Origin of the sequence: Lentzea sp. CA-135723, from assembly GCF_050936595.1 — a bacterium.
Lineage (GTDB): Bacteria > Actinomycetota > Actinomycetes > Mycobacteriales > Pseudonocardiaceae > Lentzea.
On sequence record NZ_JBNJMK010000001.1, the window covers coordinates 7,113,416 to 7,134,764 of the forward strand.

General features: G+C 69.2%; 22 protein-coding genes. 11 read left to right on the forward strand and 11 right to left on the reverse strand.

What is annotated here, in order from left to right; genetic code table 11:
• Window positions 1-29: 29 nt before the first annotated feature.
• Window positions 30-353, forward strand: coding sequence for a DUF3817 domain-containing protein (locus ACQEU1_RS33325; RefSeq protein ID WP_433210255.1), 324 nt, complete (start codon window positions 30-32; stop codon window positions 351-353).
• Here ACQEU1_RS33325 and ACQEU1_RS33330 read toward each other — a convergent pair.
• Genes ACQEU1_RS33330 through ACQEU1_RS33345 form a run of 4 tightly spaced genes read right to left on the reverse strand, consistent with a single transcriptional unit; the run spans window position 325 to window position 4,012 of the window.
• Window positions 325-1,383 (reverse strand): phosphotransferase, encoded by a 1,059-nt coding sequence (locus ACQEU1_RS33330; protein WP_433210257.1) that lies wholly within the window; start codon window positions 1,381-1,383, stop codon window positions 325-327. The two genes, ACQEU1_RS33325 and ACQEU1_RS33330, sit on opposite strands and share 29 nt — an antisense overlap.
• Window positions 1,380-2,420, reverse strand: a complete 1,041-nt coding sequence (locus tag ACQEU1_RS33335; RefSeq protein ID WP_433210259.1) for a phosphotransferase family protein — start codon at window positions 2,418-2,420, stop codon at window positions 1,380-1,382. Before ACQEU1_RS33335 ends, ACQEU1_RS33330 begins: the two co-directional genes overlap by 4 nt.
• Window positions 2,417-3,472 carry a phosphotransferase gene (locus ACQEU1_RS33340; RefSeq protein WP_433210261.1) on the reverse strand — a complete coding sequence of 352 codons (1,056 nt, stop codon included), beginning with the start codon at window positions 3,470-3,472 and terminating at the stop codon, window positions 2,417-2,419. Before ACQEU1_RS33340 ends, ACQEU1_RS33335 begins: the two co-directional genes overlap by 4 nt.
• A gap of 42 nt (window positions 3,473-3,514) precedes the next feature.
• Window positions 3,515-4,012 (reverse strand): MarR family winged helix-turn-helix transcriptional regulator, encoded by a 498-nt coding sequence (locus ACQEU1_RS33345; RefSeq protein WP_093592887.1) that lies wholly within the window; start codon window positions 4,010-4,012, stop codon window positions 3,515-3,517.
• A 51-nt stretch (window positions 4,013-4,063) separates the two neighbouring features.
• Between ACQEU1_RS33345 and ACQEU1_RS33350 the strand changes: the two genes are divergently transcribed.
• The 4 genes from ACQEU1_RS33350 (at window position 4,064) to ACQEU1_RS33365 (ending at window position 7,292) form a co-directional block, all read left to right on the forward strand.
• On the forward strand, window positions 4,064-4,369 hold the full coding sequence (locus ACQEU1_RS33350) for an MTH1187 family thiamine-binding protein (RefSeq protein WP_433211936.1): 306 nt from the start codon (window positions 4,064-4,066) through the stop codon (window positions 4,367-4,369).
• A gap of 160 nt (window positions 4,370-4,529) precedes the next feature.
• Window positions 4,530-5,360 (forward strand): SCO6745 family protein, encoded by an 831-nt coding sequence (locus ACQEU1_RS33355; protein WP_433210264.1) that lies wholly within the window; start codon window positions 4,530-4,532, stop codon window positions 5,358-5,360.
• Window positions 5,357-6,325: a tetratricopeptide repeat protein gene (locus ACQEU1_RS33360; protein ID WP_433210266.1), complete on the forward strand. Its 969-nt coding sequence runs from the start codon at window positions 5,357-5,359 to the stop codon at window positions 6,323-6,325. Before ACQEU1_RS33355 ends, ACQEU1_RS33360 begins: the two co-directional genes overlap by 4 nt.
• Window positions 6,326-6,398: 73 nt before the next feature.
• Window positions 6,399-7,292, forward strand: a complete 894-nt coding sequence (locus ACQEU1_RS33365) for a 1-aminocyclopropane-1-carboxylate deaminase/D-cysteine desulfhydrase (RefSeq protein WP_433210268.1) — start codon at window positions 6,399-6,401, stop codon at window positions 7,290-7,292.
• On the opposite strand, the gene ACQEU1_RS33370 is transcribed toward ACQEU1_RS33365, so the two are convergent.
• On the reverse strand, window positions 7,274-8,206 hold the full coding sequence (locus ACQEU1_RS33370; protein WP_433210270.1) for a helix-turn-helix domain-containing protein: 933 nt from the start codon (window positions 8,204-8,206) through the stop codon (window positions 7,274-7,276). The genes ACQEU1_RS33365 and ACQEU1_RS33370 overlap by 19 nt on opposite strands.
• A 105-nt stretch (window positions 8,207-8,311) precedes the next feature.
• Here ACQEU1_RS33370 and ACQEU1_RS33375 point away from each other — a divergent pair, with 105 nt between their 5' ends.
• Genes ACQEU1_RS33375 through ACQEU1_RS33385 form a run of 3 tightly spaced genes read left to right on the forward strand, consistent with a single transcriptional unit; the run spans window position 8,312 to window position 10,287 of the window.
• Window positions 8,312-9,193: a DUF5753 domain-containing protein gene (locus ACQEU1_RS33375; protein WP_433210272.1), complete on the forward strand. Its 882-nt coding sequence runs from the start codon at window positions 8,312-8,314 to the stop codon at window positions 9,191-9,193.
• Window positions 9,178-9,627, forward strand: coding sequence for a hypothetical protein (locus ACQEU1_RS33380; RefSeq protein WP_433210274.1), 450 nt, complete (start codon window positions 9,178-9,180; stop codon window positions 9,625-9,627). Before ACQEU1_RS33375 ends, ACQEU1_RS33380 begins: the two co-directional genes overlap by 16 nt.
• A gap of 27 nt (window positions 9,628-9,654) precedes the next feature.
• Window positions 9,655-10,287: a class I SAM-dependent methyltransferase gene (locus ACQEU1_RS33385; protein WP_433210276.1), complete on the forward strand. Its 633-nt coding sequence runs from the start codon at window positions 9,655-9,657 to the stop codon at window positions 10,285-10,287.
• On the opposite strand, the gene ACQEU1_RS33390 is transcribed toward ACQEU1_RS33385, so the two are convergent.
• Window positions 10,284-11,078 (reverse strand): helix-turn-helix domain-containing GNAT family N-acetyltransferase, encoded by a 795-nt coding sequence (locus ACQEU1_RS33390; RefSeq protein WP_433210278.1) that lies wholly within the window; start codon window positions 11,076-11,078, stop codon window positions 10,284-10,286. The genes ACQEU1_RS33385 and ACQEU1_RS33390 overlap by 4 nt on opposite strands.
• A 32-nt stretch (window positions 11,079-11,110) precedes the next feature.
• Window positions 11,111-12,553 carry a neutral zinc metallopeptidase gene (locus ACQEU1_RS33395; protein ID WP_433210280.1) on the reverse strand — a complete coding sequence of 481 codons (1,443 nt, stop codon included), beginning with the start codon at window positions 12,551-12,553 and terminating at the stop codon, window positions 11,111-11,113.
• Between the two features lie 181 nt (window positions 12,554-12,734).
• Here ACQEU1_RS33395 and ACQEU1_RS33400 point away from each other — a divergent pair, with 181 nt between their 5' ends.
• Genes ACQEU1_RS33400 through ACQEU1_RS33410 form a run of 3 tightly spaced genes read left to right on the forward strand, consistent with a single transcriptional unit; the run spans window position 12,735 to window position 14,481 of the window.
• A complete protein-coding gene (locus ACQEU1_RS33400) occupies window positions 12,735-13,325 on the forward strand; it encodes a DUF6230 family protein (RefSeq protein WP_433210282.1) in 591 nt (196 codons plus the stop codon).
• The gene (locus ACQEU1_RS33405) at window positions 13,316-13,777 is read left to right on the forward strand and encodes a DUF6114 domain-containing protein (protein ID WP_433210284.1); all 462 of its coding nucleotides are present in this window, start codon (window positions 13,316-13,318) and stop codon (window positions 13,775-13,777) included. The genes ACQEU1_RS33400 and ACQEU1_RS33405 overlap by 10 nt, the downstream gene beginning before the upstream one ends.
• Window positions 13,774-14,481 carry a hypothetical protein gene (locus tag ACQEU1_RS33410; RefSeq protein ID WP_433210286.1) on the forward strand — a complete coding sequence of 236 codons (708 nt, stop codon included), beginning with the start codon at window positions 13,774-13,776 and terminating at the stop codon, window positions 14,479-14,481. Before ACQEU1_RS33405 ends, ACQEU1_RS33410 begins: the two co-directional genes overlap by 4 nt.
• Before the next feature lie 51 nt (window positions 14,482-14,532).
• On the opposite strand, the gene ACQEU1_RS33415 is transcribed toward ACQEU1_RS33410, so the two are convergent.
• The 4 genes from ACQEU1_RS33415 to treS all read right to left on the reverse strand — a co-directional run bounded on the left by ACQEU1_RS33415 (window position 14,533) and on the right by treS (window position 21,340).
• Window positions 14,533-15,903: a neutral zinc metallopeptidase gene (locus ACQEU1_RS33415; protein ID WP_433210288.1), complete on the reverse strand. Its 1,371-nt coding sequence runs from the start codon at window positions 15,901-15,903 to the stop codon at window positions 14,533-14,535.
• A 138-nt stretch (window positions 15,904-16,041) separates the two neighbouring features.
• Entirely contained in the window at window positions 16,042-18,213 is a 2,172-nt protein-coding gene (glgB, locus tag ACQEU1_RS33420) for a 1,4-alpha-glucan branching protein GlgB (RefSeq protein ID WP_433210290.1), read from the reverse strand.
• Between the two features lie 3 nt (window positions 18,214-18,216).
• Entirely contained in the window at window positions 18,217-19,527 is a 1,311-nt protein-coding gene (locus tag ACQEU1_RS33425) for a maltokinase N-terminal cap-like domain-containing protein (RefSeq protein ID WP_433210292.1), read from the reverse strand.
• Between the two features lie 4 nt (window positions 19,528-19,531).
• A complete protein-coding gene (treS, locus tag ACQEU1_RS33430; protein ID WP_433210294.1) occupies window positions 19,532-21,340 on the reverse strand; it encodes a maltose alpha-D-glucosyltransferase in 1,809 nt (602 codons plus the stop codon).
• Window positions 21,341-21,349: the final 9 nt, after the last annotated feature.

The following is a 21,349-nucleotide window of genomic DNA, read 5'->3' on the forward strand; positions in this document are numbered from 1 at the left end:
CTCCCCGTCACGGTTCATGATGGGGAGCCATGACGTTCTCCAGCGTGGTCGGACGGTTCCGCATCCTCGCCCTGGCCGAGGCCCTCTCCTGGGCCGGGCTGCTGCTCGGGATGTTCTTCAAGTACGTCGTCGTGCAGAACGAGATCGGCGTCAAGGTCTTCGGCCCGATCCACGGCCTCATCTTCGTGGGCTACGTGCTGGTGACGCTGATGGCCGTCGCGCCGCTCAAGTGGGACGCCCGCACGACGGTCCTCGCGCTGCTCGCGAGCATCCCGCCGTTCGGCACCATCCTCTTCGAGCGCTGGGCGTCGAAGACGGGCCGCCTCACCGAGCCGGCCGCAGAGCAGCTCTGAGCTCCCCTTCGGCGTCGCCCGCGTGGTAGATCCGCTCGGACTCCTCGACGTTGTCCAGGAACTGCTGGTACTTCACCGCGTTGTGCAGGTGTGAGGCCCGGCGGGCGACGTCGAGGGCTTCGAGCGGGCGGCTGTCCGGCCGAAGCCTGAGCCACGCCTCGCTCCACACCTGCCGCAGCACGTCGTGGACTTCCGGGCGGGTGAACTCCAGCACCCGGCGCGCGTCGAGCGCGGGATGCCCCCAGACGGCGTCGGACCAGTCGATGATCCGGCCCGTCCTGCGCCAGTTGCCGGGGTGGAAGTCGCCGTGCGTCAGCGTGTCCGGCAGGCCGAAGTCCGGCATCGGGACGGCCGTCGGCCGGATCCGCGGCGGGCCGGCCAGCGCGTGCTGCGCCGCCACCCAGCGCGGCACGACGGTCCTGATGTCCTCCGGCGTGACGTGCCAGCAGTCGTCGCCCGGCTCGTCGCTCAGCAGGACCCGCTGGGGCGCCTGGGCGATCACCCGCGGGACCAGGCCGGGAGCCACCTCCGCCACCATCTCGATCACCGCGCCCTCGTCGGCGAAGAACGGCGGGACGGCCTTCAGCCACACCGGTCCGCGCGCGGTCGGCAGGCGGTGCACGGTGGAGAGGTTCCAGGTGCGGACCTGGACGGCTCTGCCGGTGCGTTCGACGTGCTCGTCAGCCCAGGCGACCAGCGCTGACGGGCCGCCGAGCTTCGCGTACGGGAGCCGGAACTCGGCGTCGTGGTCGGGTTCCTCCGCCGGGTGCAGGTGCGTGCGGTCCGGTTCGCCGAGCGCTTCCACGTGGTACGTCACCAGGCCGCCGCACGGGGTGTCGCCGCCGACCGCGGTGATCAGCCGCAGCACGTGCGTCGGCACGCCCAGGAGTGCTTCGAGGGCCTCGTTGACCGGCTCGACGTGGTACCAGTCGAGCGTCGGCGCCGGCAGCACGCCGGTGCGGCCAGCGAACCCGCCGGGCGCGCTGACCAGGGCGATGAACGTGCGCTGACCAGGGTGGACGTCCGTCATCGCGCCACCATCCGCAGCGCGGCGCGCAGCTGCCGTTCGGGATCACCCTCGTGGTAGACGCGTTCGGACTCCTCGATGTTGTCGAGGAACTGCTGGTACTGCACCGCGAGCAGCAGGTGCGCGGCACGTCGGGCGGTGTCGAGGGCCTCCAGCGGGCGGCTGTCCGGCCGGTGCCGCAACCACGCTTCGCTCCACACCTCGCGGATCAGGTCTCCGAGTTCGGGGCGGCAGAACTCGATGAGCCTGCCCGCGTCCAGCGCCGGGTGGCCCCACACGACGTCGGACCAGTCGATGACGACGCCGCTGTCGAACCAGTTGCCGGGGTGGAAGTCGCCGTGCACCAACGTGTCCGGGAGTCCGAAGTCCGGCATGGGCACCGGACACGGGCGCACTCGGGGCTCACCCGCGAGCGCGTGCTGCACAGCGACCCAGCGCGGCACGATCTCCTCGATGTGCTCGGGTTTCGTGTCCCAGCAGGCCTTGCCGTCCGCCTGGCCGAGCAGCACGCGCAACGGCGCCGCGGCGAGCACCTCCGGCACCAGGCCGGGGTCGTGGGCGGCGACCATCTCGATCACCTCGCCCTCGTTCGCGAAGAACGGCGGCACGGCCTTCAGCCACGCCGGTCCGTTCGCGGTGGGCAGGCGGTGCACGCTGGACAGGTTCCACGACTTCACCTGCACGGCGGGCCCGGTGCGCTCGACGTGCGCGCCGGCCCAGGCCAGCAGCTCGGCCGGACCGCCGAGACGTGCCCACGGCAACCGGTGCGGGGCGTCCGCGGCTGGCTCGTCCGCCGGCTCCAGACAGCTGCGATCAGGTTCCGCGCGCGTCTCGACGTGGTAGGTGACCAGGCCGCCCGCGGGTGCCGCCCCGCCGTCGACCGACACCAGCCTGAGCACGTCGGTCCGCACGCCCAGCAGCCGTTCCAGCGCGGCGTTCACGGGTTCGGTGTCCGGCCACCAGGGCGACTCGACCTCGATCGCGTCGGTGCGGCCGGCGAACCCGCTCGGCGTGCTGACCAGGGCGATGAACGCCCTCACCGCGTCACCAGCTTCAGCACCTCGCGCAGCTCCACCTGCGGGTCTCCCTCGTGGTAGATCCGCTCGGACTCCTCGATGTTGTCGAGGAACTGCTGGTACCGCACGGCGTTGTGCAGCCGCGACGCGCGGGGCGCGACCTCCAGCGCCCGCCTCGGATCGCTGTCCGGACGGTGCTTCAGCCACGCCTCGCTCCACACGTCCCGGATCAGGTCGTGCAACTCCGGCGCGGCGACCTCCATGAGCCGGCACACGTCGAACGACGGGTGCCCCCAGACGGCGTCGGACCAGTCGATGACCACGCCGCTGGTGCGCCAGTTGCCGGGGTGGAAGTCACCGTGCACGAGCGTGTCCGGCAGGCCGAAGTCCGGCATCGGCACGGCGGACGGCGTGAGCAGGGGTTCGCCCGCCAGCGCGTGCTGGACGGCGACCCAGCGCGGCAGGACCAGCTCGACCTGCTCCGCCGTCACCTGCCAGCAGTTGCCGCCCTCGACGTGGCTCAGCAGCACCCGGTTCGGCCCACTCGCCAGCACCTCGGGCACCAGCGTCGGGTCGTGTTCGCCCACCAGCCTGATCACCGCGCCCTCGTCCGCGAAGAACGGCGGCACGGCCTTGAGCCACACCGGACCGTTCGCCGTCGGCAGCTGGTGCACGCTGGACAGGTTCCAGGTCCGGACCTGGGTCGCGGGCCCGGTGCGGGTGATCACGCCGTCGGCCCACCCGACCAGCTCGCGCGGGCCTCCCTGCCGTGCCCACACCGCCCGGTGCTCGGCGTCCGGGACGGGGGCTTCAGCGGGTTCGAGAAGGCTGTGGTCAGGCTCTTCGTGCGCCTCGACGTGATAGGTGACGACCCCGCCGAACGGCACCTCGCCGCCCTCGGCCGCCAGGAGCCGCAGCACGCTCGTCTCCACGCCCAGCAGCTCGCGCAGGGCGGTGTTGACCGGCTCGACGTGGTTCCAGTTGGGCGTCTCGACCGGGAACGCTCCGGTGCGCCCGGTGAACCCGGACGGGGTGCTGACGAGCGCGACTGCCGAACGGTCCGGTCGATCCCACATGGGCCCCATCAGGCCACAGACCGGCCTGACCGCCCAACCGAATTAATCCTCGAAGTCGCCGCTCGCCCTGCGCACCTTCGCGAGCAGGTCCGTGAGCTGCTCGGTCTGCCGGTCCGTGAGCCCCTTGAGGCCCAGGTTCACGTCGACCACGGCCGCGGTCGCGCTCTCACGGCGTTGCAACCCCGCGTCGGTGATCTCGACCAGCGTGGTGCGGCGGTCCGTCGGGTGCGGCGTGCGGCGCACGAGCCCGTCGCTCTCCAGCCGGTCGACGATGTTGGTCACGCTCGTCGGGTGCAGCTGCAGCCGCTCGCCCATCACCCGCATCGGCAGCGCGCCCTTGCGGGAGAAGTACAGCAACACCAACGCCTCGTAGCGCGCGAACGTGAGTCCGTGCGGCTTGAGGGCTGCGTCCACGGCGGACTGGATGATTTGCTGGACCCGCATGACGCTCGTGACGGCGGCCATCGACGTCGACGAACCCACCCGGTCGTCCCACAGTTCGGCCGCGCGGGCGATCGGATCGAACGGCAGCGGTGTCATGGGCACCGAAGCTACCAGTCAGTACAACCCGTGGATCACCAGGAGGTGCACGTGCTCGTCGCGTTCAGTGTTGCTCCGTCCGGTTCGGACGAGTCCGGAAGCGTCGCGAAGGCCGTCGCCGAGGCGGTGCGCATCGTGCGGGAGTCCGGCCTGCCCAACGAGACCAACGCGATGTTCACGCTGGTCGAGGGGGAGTGGGACGAGGTGATGGACGTCGTCAGGCGGGCGACGGAAGCCGTGCAGGCCAGTGCTTCCCGGGTGTCCCTGGTGCTCAAGGCGGACATCCGTCCCGGCTACTCCGGCCAGCTGAGGGCCAAGGTCGACCGGATCGAGGAACACCTCTCCGACACCCCCTGACCGCGGGGTGTTTTCAAGATCATCCGGGTCGTCGCCGAACCGTCCAGCATGTGGGACGACGGCGGGTCGCGGACGTGTCGTCCACGGATGGCGGAACGGCTCTACGCCGCCTCGGTGAGCGGACCCGTGCGGCGCTCCGCACTGGGTTAGCGTGTCTGGCGTGGACGCGAGGCAGCTGTGGTTGAGGTTCGAGCCCTACCACGACGTCACGTACTTCACGCCCGAGTCCAGGGCGGCGACCGACGCGCTGGGCTGCAAGGGCGGGTGGATGGGCTACTTCGGCATGCGGGCGGCCCCGCTCGGCGCCGCGTCGCCGGAACTGGTGGAGGCGGTCTTCTACAACTTCGCGCCGCGCATGGTCCGCCGAGCGCTGCCGGACGCGTGGGAGGTCGCCACGCCCGCGGAGTTCCTGCGGGCGCGGCTGGAAGGAGTGGACGGGGCGTTGCGGCGCCTGCTCGGCGAGGGCGGGGTGGACGCGCCGGAGGTCGCCGAGGCGGCCTCGCTGGCCCGGGAGGCGGCGCTCGCGGCTCCGCCGGGCGGTCGCCCGCTGGCCGCCGCGAACCGGGCGCTGGACTGGCCCGAGCAGCCTCACCTGGCGCTTTGGCACGCCTGCACGATCTTGCGCGAGGCTCGCGGTGACGGCCACGTCGCCGCACTGGTGGCCGCGGGCATCGGACCGTGCCAAGCGCTTGCGCTCTACGCGCGTGAGCATTCCCTCGACCCGGCATACATGCGCGCCGCGCGTGGTTGGACAGTCGAGGAGTGGGAAGAGGTGGCGGACCTGCCCGGCGACCTCCCCTCGGTGGAAGAAGCGACCGACAGGGCCGCTGCGGCACCGTGGGAAGCGCTGGGTGAGACCGGCACGACGCGGTTCGTCGAACTGATGACACCGCTCGCTCTACGCATCGCCGCGGCCAACGAGGCGATGCGCGTCAACCCGATGGCCCTGGACCCGGTCCGGGAACTAGCCGTGCCAGGATGGAACACGTGACAAGGCCTGATCCTCGCAAGACCGCCGCACTGTCCGCCGCCCTCTCGGGCGCCGTCGACCTGGGCGCCCTGAAGGCACGGGCCGACGCGGCCCGCACCGCCGCCGCGGCCCCCGCCACCGCTGCCGCCTCCGCCGACGACAACGGGTCCGCGCCGTGGATCGTGGACGTCACCGAGGCCTCCTTCCAGGCCGTGGTCGAGCAGTCCCTGCAGGTGCCCGTCGTGGTGCTGCTGGGGGCCTCCTACAGCCCGGAGTCGCAGCAGCTGGCCGCGTCACTCACCCGCTACGCCCAGGCGTCCGGCGGCGCGTGGATCCTCGCGCGCGTCGACCTGGAGACCGCGCCGCGCATCGGCCAGGCGTTCGGGGTGCAGTCCGTGCCCACGACCGTCGCCGTCGCCGCCGGCCAGCCCATCGACGCGTTCGCGGGCCCCATCGCGGACGCCGAGCTGTCGCAGTGGATCGCCCGCCTGCTGGACGCCCTGCGCGACCGCCTGCCCGGCATCCGCGCAGGCGAGGCCCGCGCGGGAGGCCCCGTCGAGCTGGAGGAGATCCCGGAGGACCCGCGCATCATCGCGGCCGAGGAAGCCTTCGAGCAGGGCGACTACGTTGCCGCGCAAGGGTTCTACTCGGAGATCCTGGCCTCGGAGCCGGGCAACGAGCTCGCGAAGGAAGGCCTCGCGCAGGCCAAGTTCGCCGAACGGGCCGAGAGCGTCGACCCGGCCGTGATCGCCAAGGCCGACGGCGCGCCGGAGGACATCGACGCGCAGCTGGCCGCCGCCGACGCCCAGGTCGCCGGACAGCTGGTGGAGGAGGCGTTCAAGCGCCTCGTCGACACCGTCCGCCGCGTGTACGGGGACGACCGCGACCGCGTCCGGCAGCACCTGGTCGGGCTGTTCGAGCTGTTCCCGGCGGACGACCCGCGCGTGGCGGCGGCTCGCCGCAACCTGGCGTCCGCGCTGTACTGAGCCCTGTCGGAGTTGGTGCGGGTGCGTCGGGTGGGTTCATCCCCCGCCGCACCTCAGCCCAGGGAGGGGAGCGGTGAACGGCCTGTCCCTTCGCGTGCCGTCGCCCCTGGAGGAGTTGAACGACGAGCGGGCCAGCCGCAACGGGGTGCGGCTCTTTCTGAAGCGCGATGACCTGATTCATCCCGAACTCGTCGGCAACAAGTGGCGGAAACTACGGCTCAATCTGGCTGCCGCGAGGGAGCAGGGCCACACCCGGCTGTTGACCTTCGGCGGTGCGTACTCGAACCACATCGCTGCGATGGCCGCCGCGGGCCACCACTTCGGGCTCGACACGGTCGGAGTGATTCGAGGCGAACCGCATGTGCCGCTCAACGACGTCCTCGCGTTCGCAGCCGGTCGAGGGATGGAGCTGACCTACCTCGATCGCTCCACGTATCGACGTAAGACCGATGCGGAAGTGCTTGATCGGTTTCGCGCGGAGTTCGGTGATTTCTACCTGGTGCCGGAGGGAGGCAGCAATGCGCTCGCTGTCCAGGGTTGCGCCGAGGTGCCGGCTGAGATCGCGATCGAGTTCGACGCGATCTGCTGCGCCTGTGGGACTGGCGGGACGCTCGCGGGGATAGCAGGCGGTCTTCTGGCGAACCAGAGGGCCGTGGGGTTCTCCGCGTTGAAGGGCGGGGACTTCCTCGCTGGGGACGTCGAACGCCTTCAGCGTGAAGCGTTCGGCGTCGCAAGTTCCAATTGGACAGTTCGCACGGAGTTTCATTTCGGTGGGTTCGCGAAGCGGCCCCGAGAGCTAGACGCGTTCATCGACGACTTCGAGGCTCGCCACGGTCTGCGTCTGGAGTGGGTGTACGTCGCCAAGATGATGTACGGCGTGTTCGCACTGATCGAGCGAGGATTCTTCGCTCGGGGAGAGCGGATCGTCGCTGTCGTAACAGGTGCGAGTCAAAGCTTCGAGCCGTAGGCCCGCTGAGCGTCGTTCGAGACGTCACTCTCGCACCATTCCAGTTCCCATCGGCCATTGTTGATCGAGAACTTGCGGCTGAAGCCCAGCCACATCCCGTGCATCCGCCTACCGGATGGGTCCACCACCATCTGCATGGTGCCGTGGTAGACAGCGCCTCTGTAATGGCCTGTCGGAGAGGTCGTTTCTCGCCAAGTGCCGGTGACGACCGAGGCGTCCGTGATCAGATCAAGGGTCATGCTTGAACCTGTGGACTGCGGAATGCTGCGCGCGGTGAGTCGATCCTTCTTCTGGCGAAGCACCACGTAGTGCTCGCCGACGAACTCCGCGTTGCGGCTTTCGCTGCGATAGCGATATCGGCTCAGCCAGATGCCAGTCAGTCGCCGGTGCGACTCGCTCTCTTCGTCTGCGCCTGGCTCGTCGTCAGCGTCCGGGGCGGCCAGTGCTGAGGAGGCCTTCACCAGCACGGCGCGTCCGAGTTGGTCGACGAGATCGGCGATGTTCATGTCCGCTCTCGCCTTGCCGATCAGGTCGAGGTGCTGTGCCGTGTCGAATGCGGTGTCGGAAGACCGGAAGTCAGCGCAATCCGAGACGAGATCACTCGTGCTGCACTCGTACAGTTCGGCCAGTCGGTTCAGCACGCCCAGTGAGGGCTCGTGCCCGGTTGGAGCAGGCCAGGTCTCCCAGTAGGAGAACGTCTTGGACGACTTGGGGTCGTCGGGCCACCTGGCGTTCCAGTGTTCTGCTGCTTCGCGTTGGCTCCATCCGCGTGCCTGGCGTAGGGCGACGCGGATGTTCACGTTGTAGCGCTGTGAGAAGTCGCGGGCGATCTCGACCCATGTCTTGTGCTGAGATCGCGCGGTCGATGACAGCGCAGCTTGCTCTTGGCGAACACTGCGGAACGTCGGCGACATGCCACCGAGACTACAGCTTGTCCCCGTTTGAACGGGGTATATTGTAGCTCAAGATCATCGCCTGCTGGGGTTCTCGGTGGTTCTGAGGTGCGGTTTTCTTGGTCCATGCCAAAGAGGATCTCTACCGCAAGGGGCCGAGAGTTCGGCGCTGGTCTGCGGGGTGCCATCGATGCGTCCGGGCATTCGTCCCGCGCGATTGCCGCGGTGGTGGGCTGGCACGAGAGCAAGCTTTCCGACCTAGGGCAGGGCAAGGGCGGGGCGAGCGAACTCGAAGTCGGCATATTGCTGGGTGCCTGCCGAACGCCTCTTCCCGAGCGCAAGCACCTGCTCAAGCTCTTCCGCGAGAGCAACGTCAAGGGTTGGTGGCAGCAGTACGGTGCCTGCAACCCGGTTCGTCTTCGCACCGTGGTCGGTCAGCTGAGCGCGGCGAAGTCGCTCGTTTGCTGGCAAGCCCTTGTGGTGCCGGGCTTCTTGCAGACGGCCGCATACTCGCGTGAGGTGTTGCGATCCTCCGCCAACATCCCGGCGAACGAGGTGGAGGACCGGGTAGCGGCACTGGTCGAGGCGCAGAGGCTGCTGTGGCGTATTTCCTCATGCACCTTCTACATCCACGAGCTAGCCCTGTCGCTCCAGGTCGGTGGCCGCGAGACTCACGGCGAGCAAATGCGGCATCTCCTCGCCACCAGCACGCGGTCGAGCTTCGACCTTCGCGTGCTTCCTGCGTCCGCAGGTGCGCACGCTGGGCTCAACGGCGCGTTCACGAAGCTGGACTTCGAGAAGTACGAGCCGCTCGTGTGGCTCCAGAACGAGAACTCGAGTCTCTTCGTGGAGGAGAAGCCCGCTGTCGCGGGCTATGGAGTCGTCGTCCGACGCCTGGACGAAATCAGCCTGGACGCGGAGCAGAGCAGGGCAGTGATCGCTCGGTTCGCGCACACCACGTCCGAGGAACCACACCAAGAAGGAGAAACAGCATGTCCATTGCAGTGACCCTGCGGGATCCGCGGACCTGTGTGTCGGCCACGGTGTGGGACAGGGAGGTTCAGCTGATCATGCGTGACCACGGCAGGGATCGGGAGATGGCCGAGCGGATCTTCGGTCAGACCGTTGCCTACCTGGTGGTCGCCGGCGCGAACCCGGACGTTCCGATGGGGCCGACGCCAATCGTCGACGAGGGCGTGCACAGCTTCACCCTTGACACCCCCAACTACTTCCGGTTCTGCGACGAGAACAACGAGGGCCGCTACATTCACCACGTTCCTCATCTGCCTGATGACGGCGAGGAGGGACCGCTTGTGCTGAACGGCACGATCGAGGCGATTCGAGCAGCTGGTTTCGTGTTGGACGTGGAGCTCTGGAACGCGAAGGCCGCCGACTGCAATCAGTGTTACGCAGGTTGCCACGACAGCCCTGGCAAGAAGTGATCCAGCAGTCAGGTGGAGAGGTCGCAGGTGGGCAGCGCTCAAGCTGAGATCTGGGAGCGGTATGCCGCCAGGTACGTGCCGCGTCGTGCCGTCAACGCGGCCGGCGCGGCGACGTGGCTCAACTGGACCCAGTACCCCGACCACGGTCCTGACGAGGCCGTGCTCGGGGATGTCCGGGGCAAGCGTGTGCTGGAACTCGGGTCTGGAGCTGGAGCCAACCTCGCCCACCTCGCAACGCTCGGGGCGGTGTGCACCGGTGTCGACATCGCCCCCAGTCGAACTGAGGTCGCCGGCCGGACCTGGGGACATCTGGGGGAACTGGAGTTCATCACAGCCGACGCCGTCGAGTACCTCGCCGGGGTGAGCACCAGGTTCGACATCGTCTACTCGATCTTCGGTGCCGTGTGGTTCACGGATCCGGAGGTTCTGCTGCCCCTGGTGCGCAGGAGGATCAGTGACGGCGGTGCGTTCGTCTTCTCGCAGCCGCCAGCCTCGGACCTGGAGCAGGAAGGCGGGCAGGTCATTCGTCAGTGGCATCTCTCTGCAGACCAGTGGACGGAACGGCTCACCGCCGCGGGGTTCGGTGCGATCGAGGTTGCGGTCGTCGATGCGCCGGAACCGGGCTTGACGGGGACTTTGCTCGTCCGGGCGCTGTACTAGCCGTTGCGCCGTTCCAAGAGGACGGTGTCCCGCCATTCGCCGTGGTGCTGCGCGATCCGTTCGCGCAGCCCCACGGTGCGGAACCCCGCCTTGTGGTGCAGCGCGATGCTGGCCCGGTTCTCCGGGAAGATGACGGCCTGCAACGTCCACAGCCCGTCCGCGTCCGCCGCCGAGACCTGGTGGTGCAGCAGGGTTTTGCCGACGCCCCTGCCCTGCGAGGCGTCCGCCACGTAGATCGACGTCTCCGCCACGCCCGAGTAGCACTCGCGCGGCGACACCGGCGCGGCCGACGCCCACCCGGCCACCGCGCCGTCCACCAGTGCGATCCAGCGGTGGTCCGGCAGCCACTTCGACTCGAGGGTGCGGCGCGACGGGACCTCGGTCTCGAACGTGGCGTTGCCCGACGCGATGCCCTCGCCGTAGATGCGGCGCACCTCCGGCCAGTCGGCCGCGGTCATGGCCCTGATCGTCACGCCGGGGACCGGCCGGACCGTGCCCGACGCCAGCGCGCCCATCACGGCGTCCGCCGCGTGCGGCAGGCCCGTGCAGCAGGCCGGGTTCACCGTGACCAGAGTCGTCGTTCCCTCGCGCTGGACGCGCAGGAAGCCGACCTCCGCCAGCTTGCGGACGTGGTGCGAGCAGGTGGACTGGCTCACGCCGAGCAGGGTGGTCAGCTCGCCGACGGTGACCGGGACCGGCGACGAGGCCACGTGGTGCAGCAGGCGCACCCTCGTCGCGTCGGACAGCGTCGAGAACCACGAGGCGTACGTCGCGGCTTCATCGGTTAGCACCGGTCAAGTATCGATCCGGATCGATGGAGGAATCAAACCGAATACTTCTTCACGCAGAACGACAGGCCGCGGAAGAAGCCGTCGCCGAACGCCTCCACCCGCGCGAAGCCGGACGGCACGGCCTTGCCGTTCACGTCCGCCGCGATGAGGCTGTCGTCGGCCAGCAGCTCCGCCACGGCCTCGTCCAGGTCGCCGGGGGACAGGCGCAGGCCCGCGGCGGCGTCCGGGCGGTTCGTGAGGCCCGCCCACGCGCCCGTGAGGCACGCGGTGCGCTGGCCGGCCGCGTCGTCGTCCAGCTTGAAGCCCGTGGCGTGCTGGATCGACAGCGAGAAGCGGGAGGCGATGACCGCGAACGCCGCGAAGTCGCCGATGCCGCCCTTCGACCCCTTCTTCGGGGGCGTGCCGATCTTCACCAGTGCCGGCAGGTCGAGCTGGAGCTGGTTCACGGCGGGGCAGTAGGTGGCGGGCGACGTCGTCTGCGCGTCCGGGCAGGGTTTGACGCCCGTCCGGTCGATGGCGGGGAAGGCCGCGCCGCTCGACTTGTAGGCGTCGCGCAGAGACTCCTCCAGCGCCCGCTGGTACTTGTCCTCGTCGATCTTGGCGTTGCCGCGGCCCTGACCTGAGTCGACGTCGTCGAGCGCGAACGGCCGTTCGGTGATCCGCTTGGCGATCTCGGCCTCGTTGATCTCGGCGCACCGGGCCGCGCCGCGGGTGAAGCCGAACTGGAACGCCGACACCCGGTCGAACGCGCTGCCGTGCGCGCCCTGCTTCTCGAACGACGTCCCGGCGCTGTCGCGGATGAAGAACATCGTCTGCATGATCTGGTTCAGGCCCTCGCCGGTGGAGAGCTCGAAGTGCTTCGACTTGTTCTCCGCGACCCAGCGCATGAAGACGCCGGTGTAGCAGTCGGCCTGCTGCTCCTTGACGATCGACGTCGTGTTGGCGCCGATGCCCGACGCGGGGCCGAGCTTGTACTGGACCGCGTGGCCCATCTCGTGCGCCAGGACCGTCACCACGGCCATCGGGCCGAACGAGTCCTTGAGCATCGGCAGGAGCTCGCCGCGGTCCCACGTGATGCTGTCGTCGAGCGCGCAGTAGAACGCGTTGGCGATGCCCGTGGTGTTGAGCTTGCAGACCTCGACGCCCTTGCCGTTCGAGTCGTACGACAGGAACCGCTTCACCGGCTCGAACGTCTTGCCGTTGAACGCGCGCGGCAGCTCGGCCTTCCAGAACTCCTGCACGTCGGCGAGGGTGTTGATGGCCAGCCGGTCCATCTCGCCGCCGTCGCCGTTCTCCACGCTCAGGTCGGCGTCGGGCACGCCCTGCCTGGGGCCGGACGGGCCGTTGGAGATCTCCAGGCCCGCGACCTTCGCAGGGTCGGGGCGCTCGCCCTTCGGTTCGCCCTCGACCACGGTGGCGCACGCGGTGAGGGCTGCGGTCACGGCCAGCGCGACGGCGATTCGTCCGAATCCCATGAGGTCAGACCCTACTAAGCGGCTTTCGAGGTCGTTCGGCACGTACCTGCGGCTAAACGTGAAACTGTCTCACCCCCAGGGGTGATTTCAAGACTGCGCGGACTCGTTTTCGTTGTCCTGCCAATGTTTCGGGGCGCAAAGTCCGTTCCGCAAGCCTTCAGTGTGGAAGGAGTTCGGCGGTATGGGTAGAACGCGCTGGGCACGGTTCGTCGGAGTGCTCGGCATCGGCGTCGTCGGAGCCGGTGCCCTCCTCTTCGGCATGTCCCAGGGAGCGCTGGCCGCCTCGTTCGCGGTGTCCGGCACCAACTTCAAGGTGTCCGCCGACAACTTGACGGGCCAGGGATTCGTCCAGTTCGGCGGGGTCGACGCGGGTGCGGGCAAGGTGCACGTCGTCGCGGTCAGCGGTTTCAAGACGGCGAGGCTCGACAAGTTCTGCCAGTCGGTGTTCGTACCGGGCATGCCGATCGTCGGTGACGTGACGATGCGCATCACGGCGGACGGCGTGGGTGGCATGTCCGCCGACAACCTGGTCGTCAACCTCACGGACCTCAACGGTGACCTGGTCCTCGGCAACCCTGAGATCGGCATCGACGCCAGCAAGGTGACCAAGGGCCCGGAGAACCTCAAGGGCCTGCCCGGTTCGTTCGGCCTGCAGGCCGACACGGCCAACATCACCTCGCTGCAGCAGACCGCCTGGGCCACCACGGCCCAGACCATCAGGTTCAAGGGCATGAGCCTGACCATCCGCCAGGGGAAGCAAGAGTGCTTCTGAGGGCCTGGCACGGCTTCACCGCGTGGCGACGTGGCCGGCCCTTCTGGGCCGGTCTCTTCGTGGCGGCCGGAGCGCTGATCATCCTGTTCCCGCCCTTCGTGGGCGTGAAGCTCGGCGACATGGTCATCTCGATCCAGACGCTCGGCGGTGTGTCGGCGCTGCTGATCGGCGCGTTGCTGGCGATCTGCGCGGCCACCCTGTGGCTGCAACCCAAGTTCCGCCTGGCGGCGGGCATCGTGACGGTCCTGCTGTCCCTGGTGGCTCTGGTCGTGACCAACCTCGGCGGCTTCCTGGCCGGCACGATCCTGTCCCTGCTGGGCGGCGCACTGGCCGTGGCCTGGACCGACGAGCCCAAGAAGCCGAAGGAGGCGAAGGGGTCGAAGCAGGCGCGGGAGCAGCACGAGGACCAGCAGCACGAGCCGGAAACGACCCAAAGGGTTCACCCCACATGATGCGAACACAGCCGCTGGCCGCCGTGGCGGTGGTCGCGGCCCTGGCGCTGCAGCCGCCGTCGAGCACAGAGCCGCCACCCAGTTCGGAAACCAGCTCAGCGGCCCCGACGACCACCACGACCCCGCCGTCGTCGGAGCCACCCCCGGCCTCCAGCAGCACCCCGCCGCCGGCGTCGTCGTCCGCGCCGTCCACCCCGCCCACCGCGGAGCCGCCCTCGACGCCGGCACCCCCGCCACCGGCCCCTGCCCCGGTGGCGGCGGGAGGCAGGGAGTGGACCCTGACGGCCTCCCGCCTGGACCTGGGCGGCCTCGACTTCGCGGGCGTGGTCGACGCCCTGGTGAACGGCCAGGTCATCAAGGTCCTGAAGTTCACCGCCTCGGACATGAAGATCAAGGACCTGGTGCAGACGGCCGAGGTCTCACCGGGCGTCAAGCTCGTCACGGCGGCGCGTCCCGGCAGCACCTCCACGGTCTCACCGGGCCGGATCGAGCTCTTCACGGTCCAGCTCAAGGGCAACCTGGACCTGCTGGGCATCAAGATCCCGGTGGACTACACGGCGGCCCACCCACCCCCGCTGAACGTGCCGTTCGTGACGTTCACGGAGGTCACCGTGCGCAACACGGACCTGGTCGGAGGCACGCTGAGGATCCCGGGCGCGAGGATCTCCGTGGTCTCGGACCAGGCACCGGTGGAAAGACGCTGAAGCCCGCACCCGGCCGGAGCCGGTGCGGGCTTCAGTTCGTAGGTCAGGGCGTCAGAGCCCGCACTTCTTGGGCCCCTCGAACACGCCCTCGCGGAACCGGGCCACGCGAGCGAAGCCGGGATCCACCGGATCCCGCCCCTTCGAGTCCCGAGCCGCGTAGTCGAACTGCAGCAACACCGTCACGGCCTCGTCGAAGTCGCCGGGCGACAGCCCGAAGCCGTCCTGCCGCTGGAACACCGCCCCGGTGTAGGCACCGGCCAGGCACAGCGCGGCGGCCGAGGCCGACTCGCCCTCGGTGGCCTTGCCCTGCACGGCCAGCTCGGCCATCGCGTACCGGGTGGCGATCAACGTGCCGGTCGCGTAGTCCCCGAGCTCCTTGTGCAGCGCCGGCAACTCGTCCTTGGTGTCGATCTGGATCGACTTGTTGTCCGGGCAGTAGGCGACCGGACCCTGGTCCCCGGAACAGGTCGGCTCCGCCTGAGCGGCCTCCGCCCGGACCGTGGGCCACTGCTTCCCCGCCGCCGTGGCCAGCCCCTTGAAGTACGTGTCGAGGTCGGGGGTCACGTTCTCCAGCATGTCCGAGAACGGCAGGTTGCCGCCGTTGGCCCGGTCCTTCGTGCTGGTGAACGCGCGCTGCGTGAACTGCCGGTTCTGCACCGTCATCGCGCCGCAGAACTTGGTCCCCTGCTCGTACCCGTCCTGGAACGCGGCGACGCGGTCGAACGCGGACCCGTGCGCCTGCTCGTCCTCCGGCGAGGTGCCGACCGGGTCGCGGAACGTGATCAGCGCACCCAGGGCCTTGTCCAGCGCGTCGGCGTTGATGTCGAGGCGGGGCGACTTGCCGTCGCCCACGTACCGGACGAACGACCCGGCGAAGCAGTCCGCCTGCGCCTCGGTCAGGATCGTCGGGTACTTCTCGGGCTCGCGGCGTTCCGCCTCGGGCGTGATGCCCATGCGGTTCTGCACGGCGTGCCCGATCTCGTGCGCCAGCACCACGACCACGGCCGCGTCACCGAACCGGTCCTGCAGCACCGGCAGCAGCGAGGCGCGGTCCCAGGCGATGGCGTCGGCGGCCGGGCAGTAGAAGGCGTTGCCCTCCACGTCGGCGGCCTTCTGGGTGCACGGCGGCGGCTTGGCGGTGGAGTCGGCGGTGTCGACGGAGAAGTAACCGCCGCTCAGCGGCTTCCACGGCTTGTTGAACGTCGACTGGAACGAGTCCGTCCAGAACTCCTCGATGTCCGTCAGCGCGGTGGCGGCCAGCTTGTCGATGGGGCCGTTGTCCGTGCCGCGCACCTGGATGGTGGCGCTCGACGCGTCCTTCTTCACCACCTTGGCAGCACGTGGGCGCCCTGGGATCTCGGCGGTGCAACCCACCGCGAGCAGGGCGGTGGCGACGATCAGCGCGATGCTCCGGTGCCGCATGAACCCATTGTGCCTGCCGTCCGGGCGCGCGGGCGTGCTACTCGTCCAACTCAGGCGCATACCTTGCTCAACGTGTCGCGGCCTGATCGGGTTCACCGGGCCGGAGCCACGTGGTCTCCGGCCTGGTGAACCCGACGGTCAGGCGTCCAGCACCCCTGGCGTTTCGGGAACGAGCCACAACACGCCGGACGGCGGCAGCTGCAGGAGCGCCGAGTACGGACGCCCGTGCCACGGCTTGGCCTCGGCCTCGACACCGCCGAGGTTCCCGACGCCGGACCCGCCGTAGTGCGCGGCGTCGGTGTTCACGAGCTCCTTCCACCGCCCGGACGAGGGCAGCCCGACCCGGTAGTCGTGGTGCGGCGACCCGGAGAAGTTCGCCACGCACGTCAGCACGGACCCGTCCTCACCGATCCGCAGGAACGACAGCACGTTGCCGCCGGAGTCGTTCGCGTCGATCCACTGGAAGCCCTCCGGCGTCACGTCGTGCGAGAACAACGCCGCGGCCGTCCGGTACACCGAGTTCAGGTCCCTCATCAGCGACTGGATGCCCTGGTGCAGCGGCTCCTGCTCGACCAGGTGCCAGTCGAGCGACCGCGACTCCGACCACTCGGCGCGCTGCCCGAACTCACCACCCATGAACAGCAGCTGCTTGCCAGGATGCGCCCACATGAACGCCAGCAACGAGCGCACGCCCGCGGCCTTGTTCCAGTCGTCACCCGGCATCCGGCCCCACAGCGAGCCCTTGCCGTGCACCACCTCGTCGTGCGACAGCGGCAGCACGAAGTTCTCGCTCCACGCGTACACCAGCGAGAACGTCATCTCGTTGTGGTGGAACGACCTGTGCACCGGCTCACGCGACAGGTAGTGCAGCGTGTCGTGCATCCAGCCCATGTTCCACTTGAACCCGAACCCGAGCCCGCCCAGGTGCGTCGGCCGCGTCACGCCCGGCCACGCCGTCGACTCCTCGGCGATCATCACCACGCCGGGGTGCCGCCGGTACACCGTCGCGTTCAGCTCCTGCAGGAACCGCACCGCGTCGAGGTTCTCGCGCCCGCCGAACTCGTTCGGCAGCCACTGGCCCTCCGGCCGCGAGTAGTCGAGGTAGAGCATCGACGCGACGGCGTCCACGCGCAGCCCGTCGAGGTGGAACTCCTCGATCCAGTACAGCGCGTTCGCCACGAGGAAGTTGCGGACCTCGTTGCGGCCGAAGTCGAAGACGTACGTGCCCCAGTCGAGCTGCTCGCCGCGGCGCGGGTCGGCGTGCTCGTACAACGCCGTGCCGTCGAACTTCGCGAGCGCCCAGGAGTCCTTCGGGAAGTGCGCGGGCACCCAGTCCACCAGCACGCCGATGCCGCGCTGGTGCAGCGTGTCCACGAAGTACCGGAAGTCGTCCGGGGACCCGAACCGCGAGGTCGGCGCGTAATAAGAGGTGACCTGGTAGCCCCACGACCCGCCGAACGGGTGCTCCGCCACCGGCAGCATCTCGACGTGCGTGAACCCCATGTCCTCGCAGTAGTCGGCGAGCTCGGTCGCGAGCTCCCGGTACCCGAGCCCGGGCTTCCACGACCCGAGGTGCACCTCGTAGATCGACATCGGCGCGTTCGCCCACTGGGTCGCCTCGCGCCGGGCCTCCCACTCCGCGTCCTGCCACTGGTACTCGGACCGCGTGACGACCGAGGCCGTCTGCGGCGGCACCTCGGTGGCGAACGCCATCGGGTCGGCCTTCTCGTGCCAGTTCCCGTCCTGGCCGAGGATGCGGAACTTGTACCGCGACCCCACCACGACGTTCGGCAGGAACACCTCCCACACACCGCTGGAACCCATGGAGCGCAACGGGTTCGCGCGCCCGTCCCAGCCGTCGAAGTCACCGGTCACACGCACGCCGCGCGCGTTCGGCGCCCACACCGCGAACGAGACACCGGTGACGTCACCGGAAGCCGTCTCGTAGCAACGGACGTGCGCGCCGAGGACGTCCCACAGCCGTTCGTGCCGGCCCTCACCGATCAGGTGCAGGTCCAGCTCGCCCACGGTCGGCAGCCACCGGTACGGGTCGTCGACCTCGACCGCCGGCCCGCCGTTGTACTTGACCAGCAGCCGGTAGTCGCCGGGCACCTCGGGCAGCTCGCCCTCGAACAGGGCGTCGGCGATGCGCGGCAGCTCGACCTGCTTGTCACCCCAGGCCACCGCGACCGAGGTCGCGCCGGGCCGCAGGGCCCGCGCGATCACCTGGTCGCCGACGGAGTGCACACCCAGCACGGAGTGCGGGTCGTGGTGCGCACCTGACAGGAGCCGGTCCAGGTCGGCCTTCACGGCTTACTCTCCTCCGCTAGTCATCCGGGCGATCGACGACAGCGGAACCGTCAACCACTCCGGCCTGTTGGCGTGCTCGTAAGCGACCTCGTAGACCGCCTTGTCCAGCTCGAACGCGCGCAGCAGCACGGCGTTGTCCCGCGGGTCGGCCGCCACCTCGGCGTAGCCGTCGCAGAACGCCGCCCGGTTGCGCTTCGTCCACTCCATCGCGCGGTAGGCGAGCTGGTCGTCGTCGGGCTGGCCGACGAGCAGCTGCCGTGCCGCGTAGTCGAACGACCTCAGCATCCCCGCCACGTCCCGCAACGGCGACCGCAGCGCCAGCCGGTCCTCGACCTTGGCCGCCGGCTCGCCCTCGAAGTCGATCAGCAGCCAGCCGTGCACGGTCCGCAGCACCTGACCGAGGTGCAGGTCGCCGTGGATGTGCTGGATCGGCAACGCGCCGATGTGCGCGCGGGCGTCCTCGAACGCCACCCGCAGCGGTTCCTCGTAGCGCCCCAGCTCCGGCACGGACTCCAGCACGACGCCGAGGCGCCGTTGCATGCCCGCGATGGCCAGGGAGATCGCGTCCTCGTCGGCGATCCGCGTGCCCAGCGCCTCCGCGAGGTCGGCGTGCACCTTCGCCACGGCGTGGCCGAGCCGCTGCGCCTCGCCGGCGAAGTCGCCGCCCACCTCGGACGCGTGCAGGTCGGCCTCGGCCATCAGGTCGCGCACCGAGGTCTTGGCCATGTCCCAGCCCTCGACGGCGTCCGGCAGGAACTCCTGCAGCATCGCCAGGGTCACCTGCCGGCCGTCCACGACCGTGGAGATGGCGCCCAGCGGCTGCGCGATGTGCTCGCAGCCGACGGAACGCAACGCGCGGTGCATCGTCAGGTCCCGGTTCTCGCCGTTGGCGAGCTTGCGGAAGATCTTGAGGATGTACTGCTGGCCGTAGATCAGCGACGTGTTGGACTGCTCGACGCCGATCGGCCGGCCGCGCAGGCCCGAGCGCAGTTCCGTGCCGGGCTCGTGCGCGAACGTGATGCCGTCCACCTCGTGCCCGGACGCGATCCGGTCGAGCAGGACGCCGTTGTGCTCGGGGTCGAGCAGGACGTCCCACGCGCCGGTGCTCAGGCTCAGCGCGCCCTGGTAGTTCTCGACCCTGCCGGGCTGTTCCACCTCGAAGATCACGTGCACCAGGTCGCCGTCCACCACGGTCGTCCGAAGTGGACGGACGGCCGTGATGGGCTGGTCCTTGCCGCCGAACCACCGTGCGGCAGGGAGCAGATCGGGCAGTGAGGCGACCAGCTTCTCGACCAACTCGTGTGGGTCAGTCACGCTTTCACCTCATCTCGCTGTCGTCGCCCGCCTCTACCAGCTGGAACCAGTAGAAACCGTGACCCGGGAGGGTCAACAGGTACGGGAGTTCCCCGATCGCGGGGAATTTGACACCTCCGGTGAGTTCCAGCGGCGTGTAGTCGCGGTGCTCGGAGAGGTCCAGCTCGACCGGCTGCGGGAAGCGGGACAGGTTGTTCACGCAGAGCACGATGTCCTCGCGGCCGTCCGGGCGCTTCCACTGCCGCTTGTAGGCGAGCACGCTCGGGTTCGAGCCGCCGAGCTCGGTGAAGTCGCCCTCGGCGAACGCGTGGTGCTGCTTGCGCACCTCGATCATGTGCCGCGTCCAGTTGAGCAGCGACGACGAGTTGTTCAGCTGCGCCTCGACGTTCAGGCCCTGGTAGCCGTAGACCGGGTCCATGATCACCGGCAGGTAGATCCGGCCCGGGTCGCACGAGGAGAAGCCCGCGTTGCGGTCCGGGGTCCACTGCATCGGCGTGCGCACGGCGTCGCGGTCCTGCAGCCAGATGTTGTCGCCCATGCCGATCTCGTCGCCGTAGTACAGAACGGGCGAGCCGGGCAGCGACAGCAGCATCGCGGTGAACAGTTCGTGCTGGTTGCGGTCGTTCTCCAGCAGCGGGGCGAGCCGTCGGCGGATGCCGATGTTCGCCTTCATCCGCGGGTCTTTCGCGTACTCGGAGTACATGTAGTCACGTTCTTCGTCCGTGACCATTTCCAGCGTCAGCTCGTCGTGGTTGCGCAGGAAGATGCCCCACTGCGCGTTCTCCGGGATCGCCGGCGTCTGCGCCAGGATCTCCGAGATCGGGAACCGCGACTCCCGCCGCACCGCCATGAAGATCCGCGGCATCAACGGGAAGTGGAACGCCATGTGGCACTCGTCGCCACCCACCGCCGGGTCACCGAAGTACTCGACCACGTCGGACGGCCACTGGTTCGCCTCGGCGAGCAGGACGCGGCCGGGGAACTCGTCGTCGACGACCTTGCGGCACTTCTTCAGGAACTCGTGCGTGCGCGGCAGGTTCTCGCAGTTCGTGCCCTCCTCTTCGAAGAGGTACGGCACGGCGTCGAGGCGGAACCCGTCGATGCCGAGGTCGAGCCAGAACCGCAGGGTGTCGAGCATCGCCTCCTGCACGTCCGGGTTCTCGAAGTTGAGGTCCGGCTGGTGGCTGAAGAAGCGGTGCCAGAAGAACTGCCCGCGCACCGGGTCGTAGGTCCAGTTCGACGACTCGGTGTCGACGAAGATGATCCGCGCGTCGGAGTAGCGCGAGTCGTCGTCGCTCCACACGTAGAAGTCGCCGTACGGGCCCGTCGGGTCCTGCCGCGACTGCTGGAACCACGGGTGCGCGTCCGACGTGTGGTTGAGCACCAGGTCGGTGATCACCCGGATGCCGCGCCGGTGCGCCTCCTCCAGCAGGTACACGAAGTCCTCGACGGTGCCGAACTCCGGCAGCACCGCGCGGAAGTCGCTGATGTCGTACCCGCCGTCGCGCAGTGGCGAGGCGTAGAACGGCGGCAGCCAGAGGCAGTCGACGCCCAGCCACTCCAGGTAGTCGAGGCGCGAGGCGAGACCGCGGAGGTCGCCGGTGCCGTCGCCGTTGGAGTCGCTGAACGCGCGGACGAGGACCTCGTAGAAGACGGCACCCTTGAACCAGTCGGGGTTCTCCCGCGCGGGTTTCGCCGACTTGAAGTCCTCTGCCTGCGGTTCGACGAGGAAGCCGTCGTCGTCGATGGCTTCGCCGGTGTGCGGTGTTCCTTCCAGCCCGAGCACTGCGTCGGGACGGGTGTCGTCGGCCATGGTTCCCAC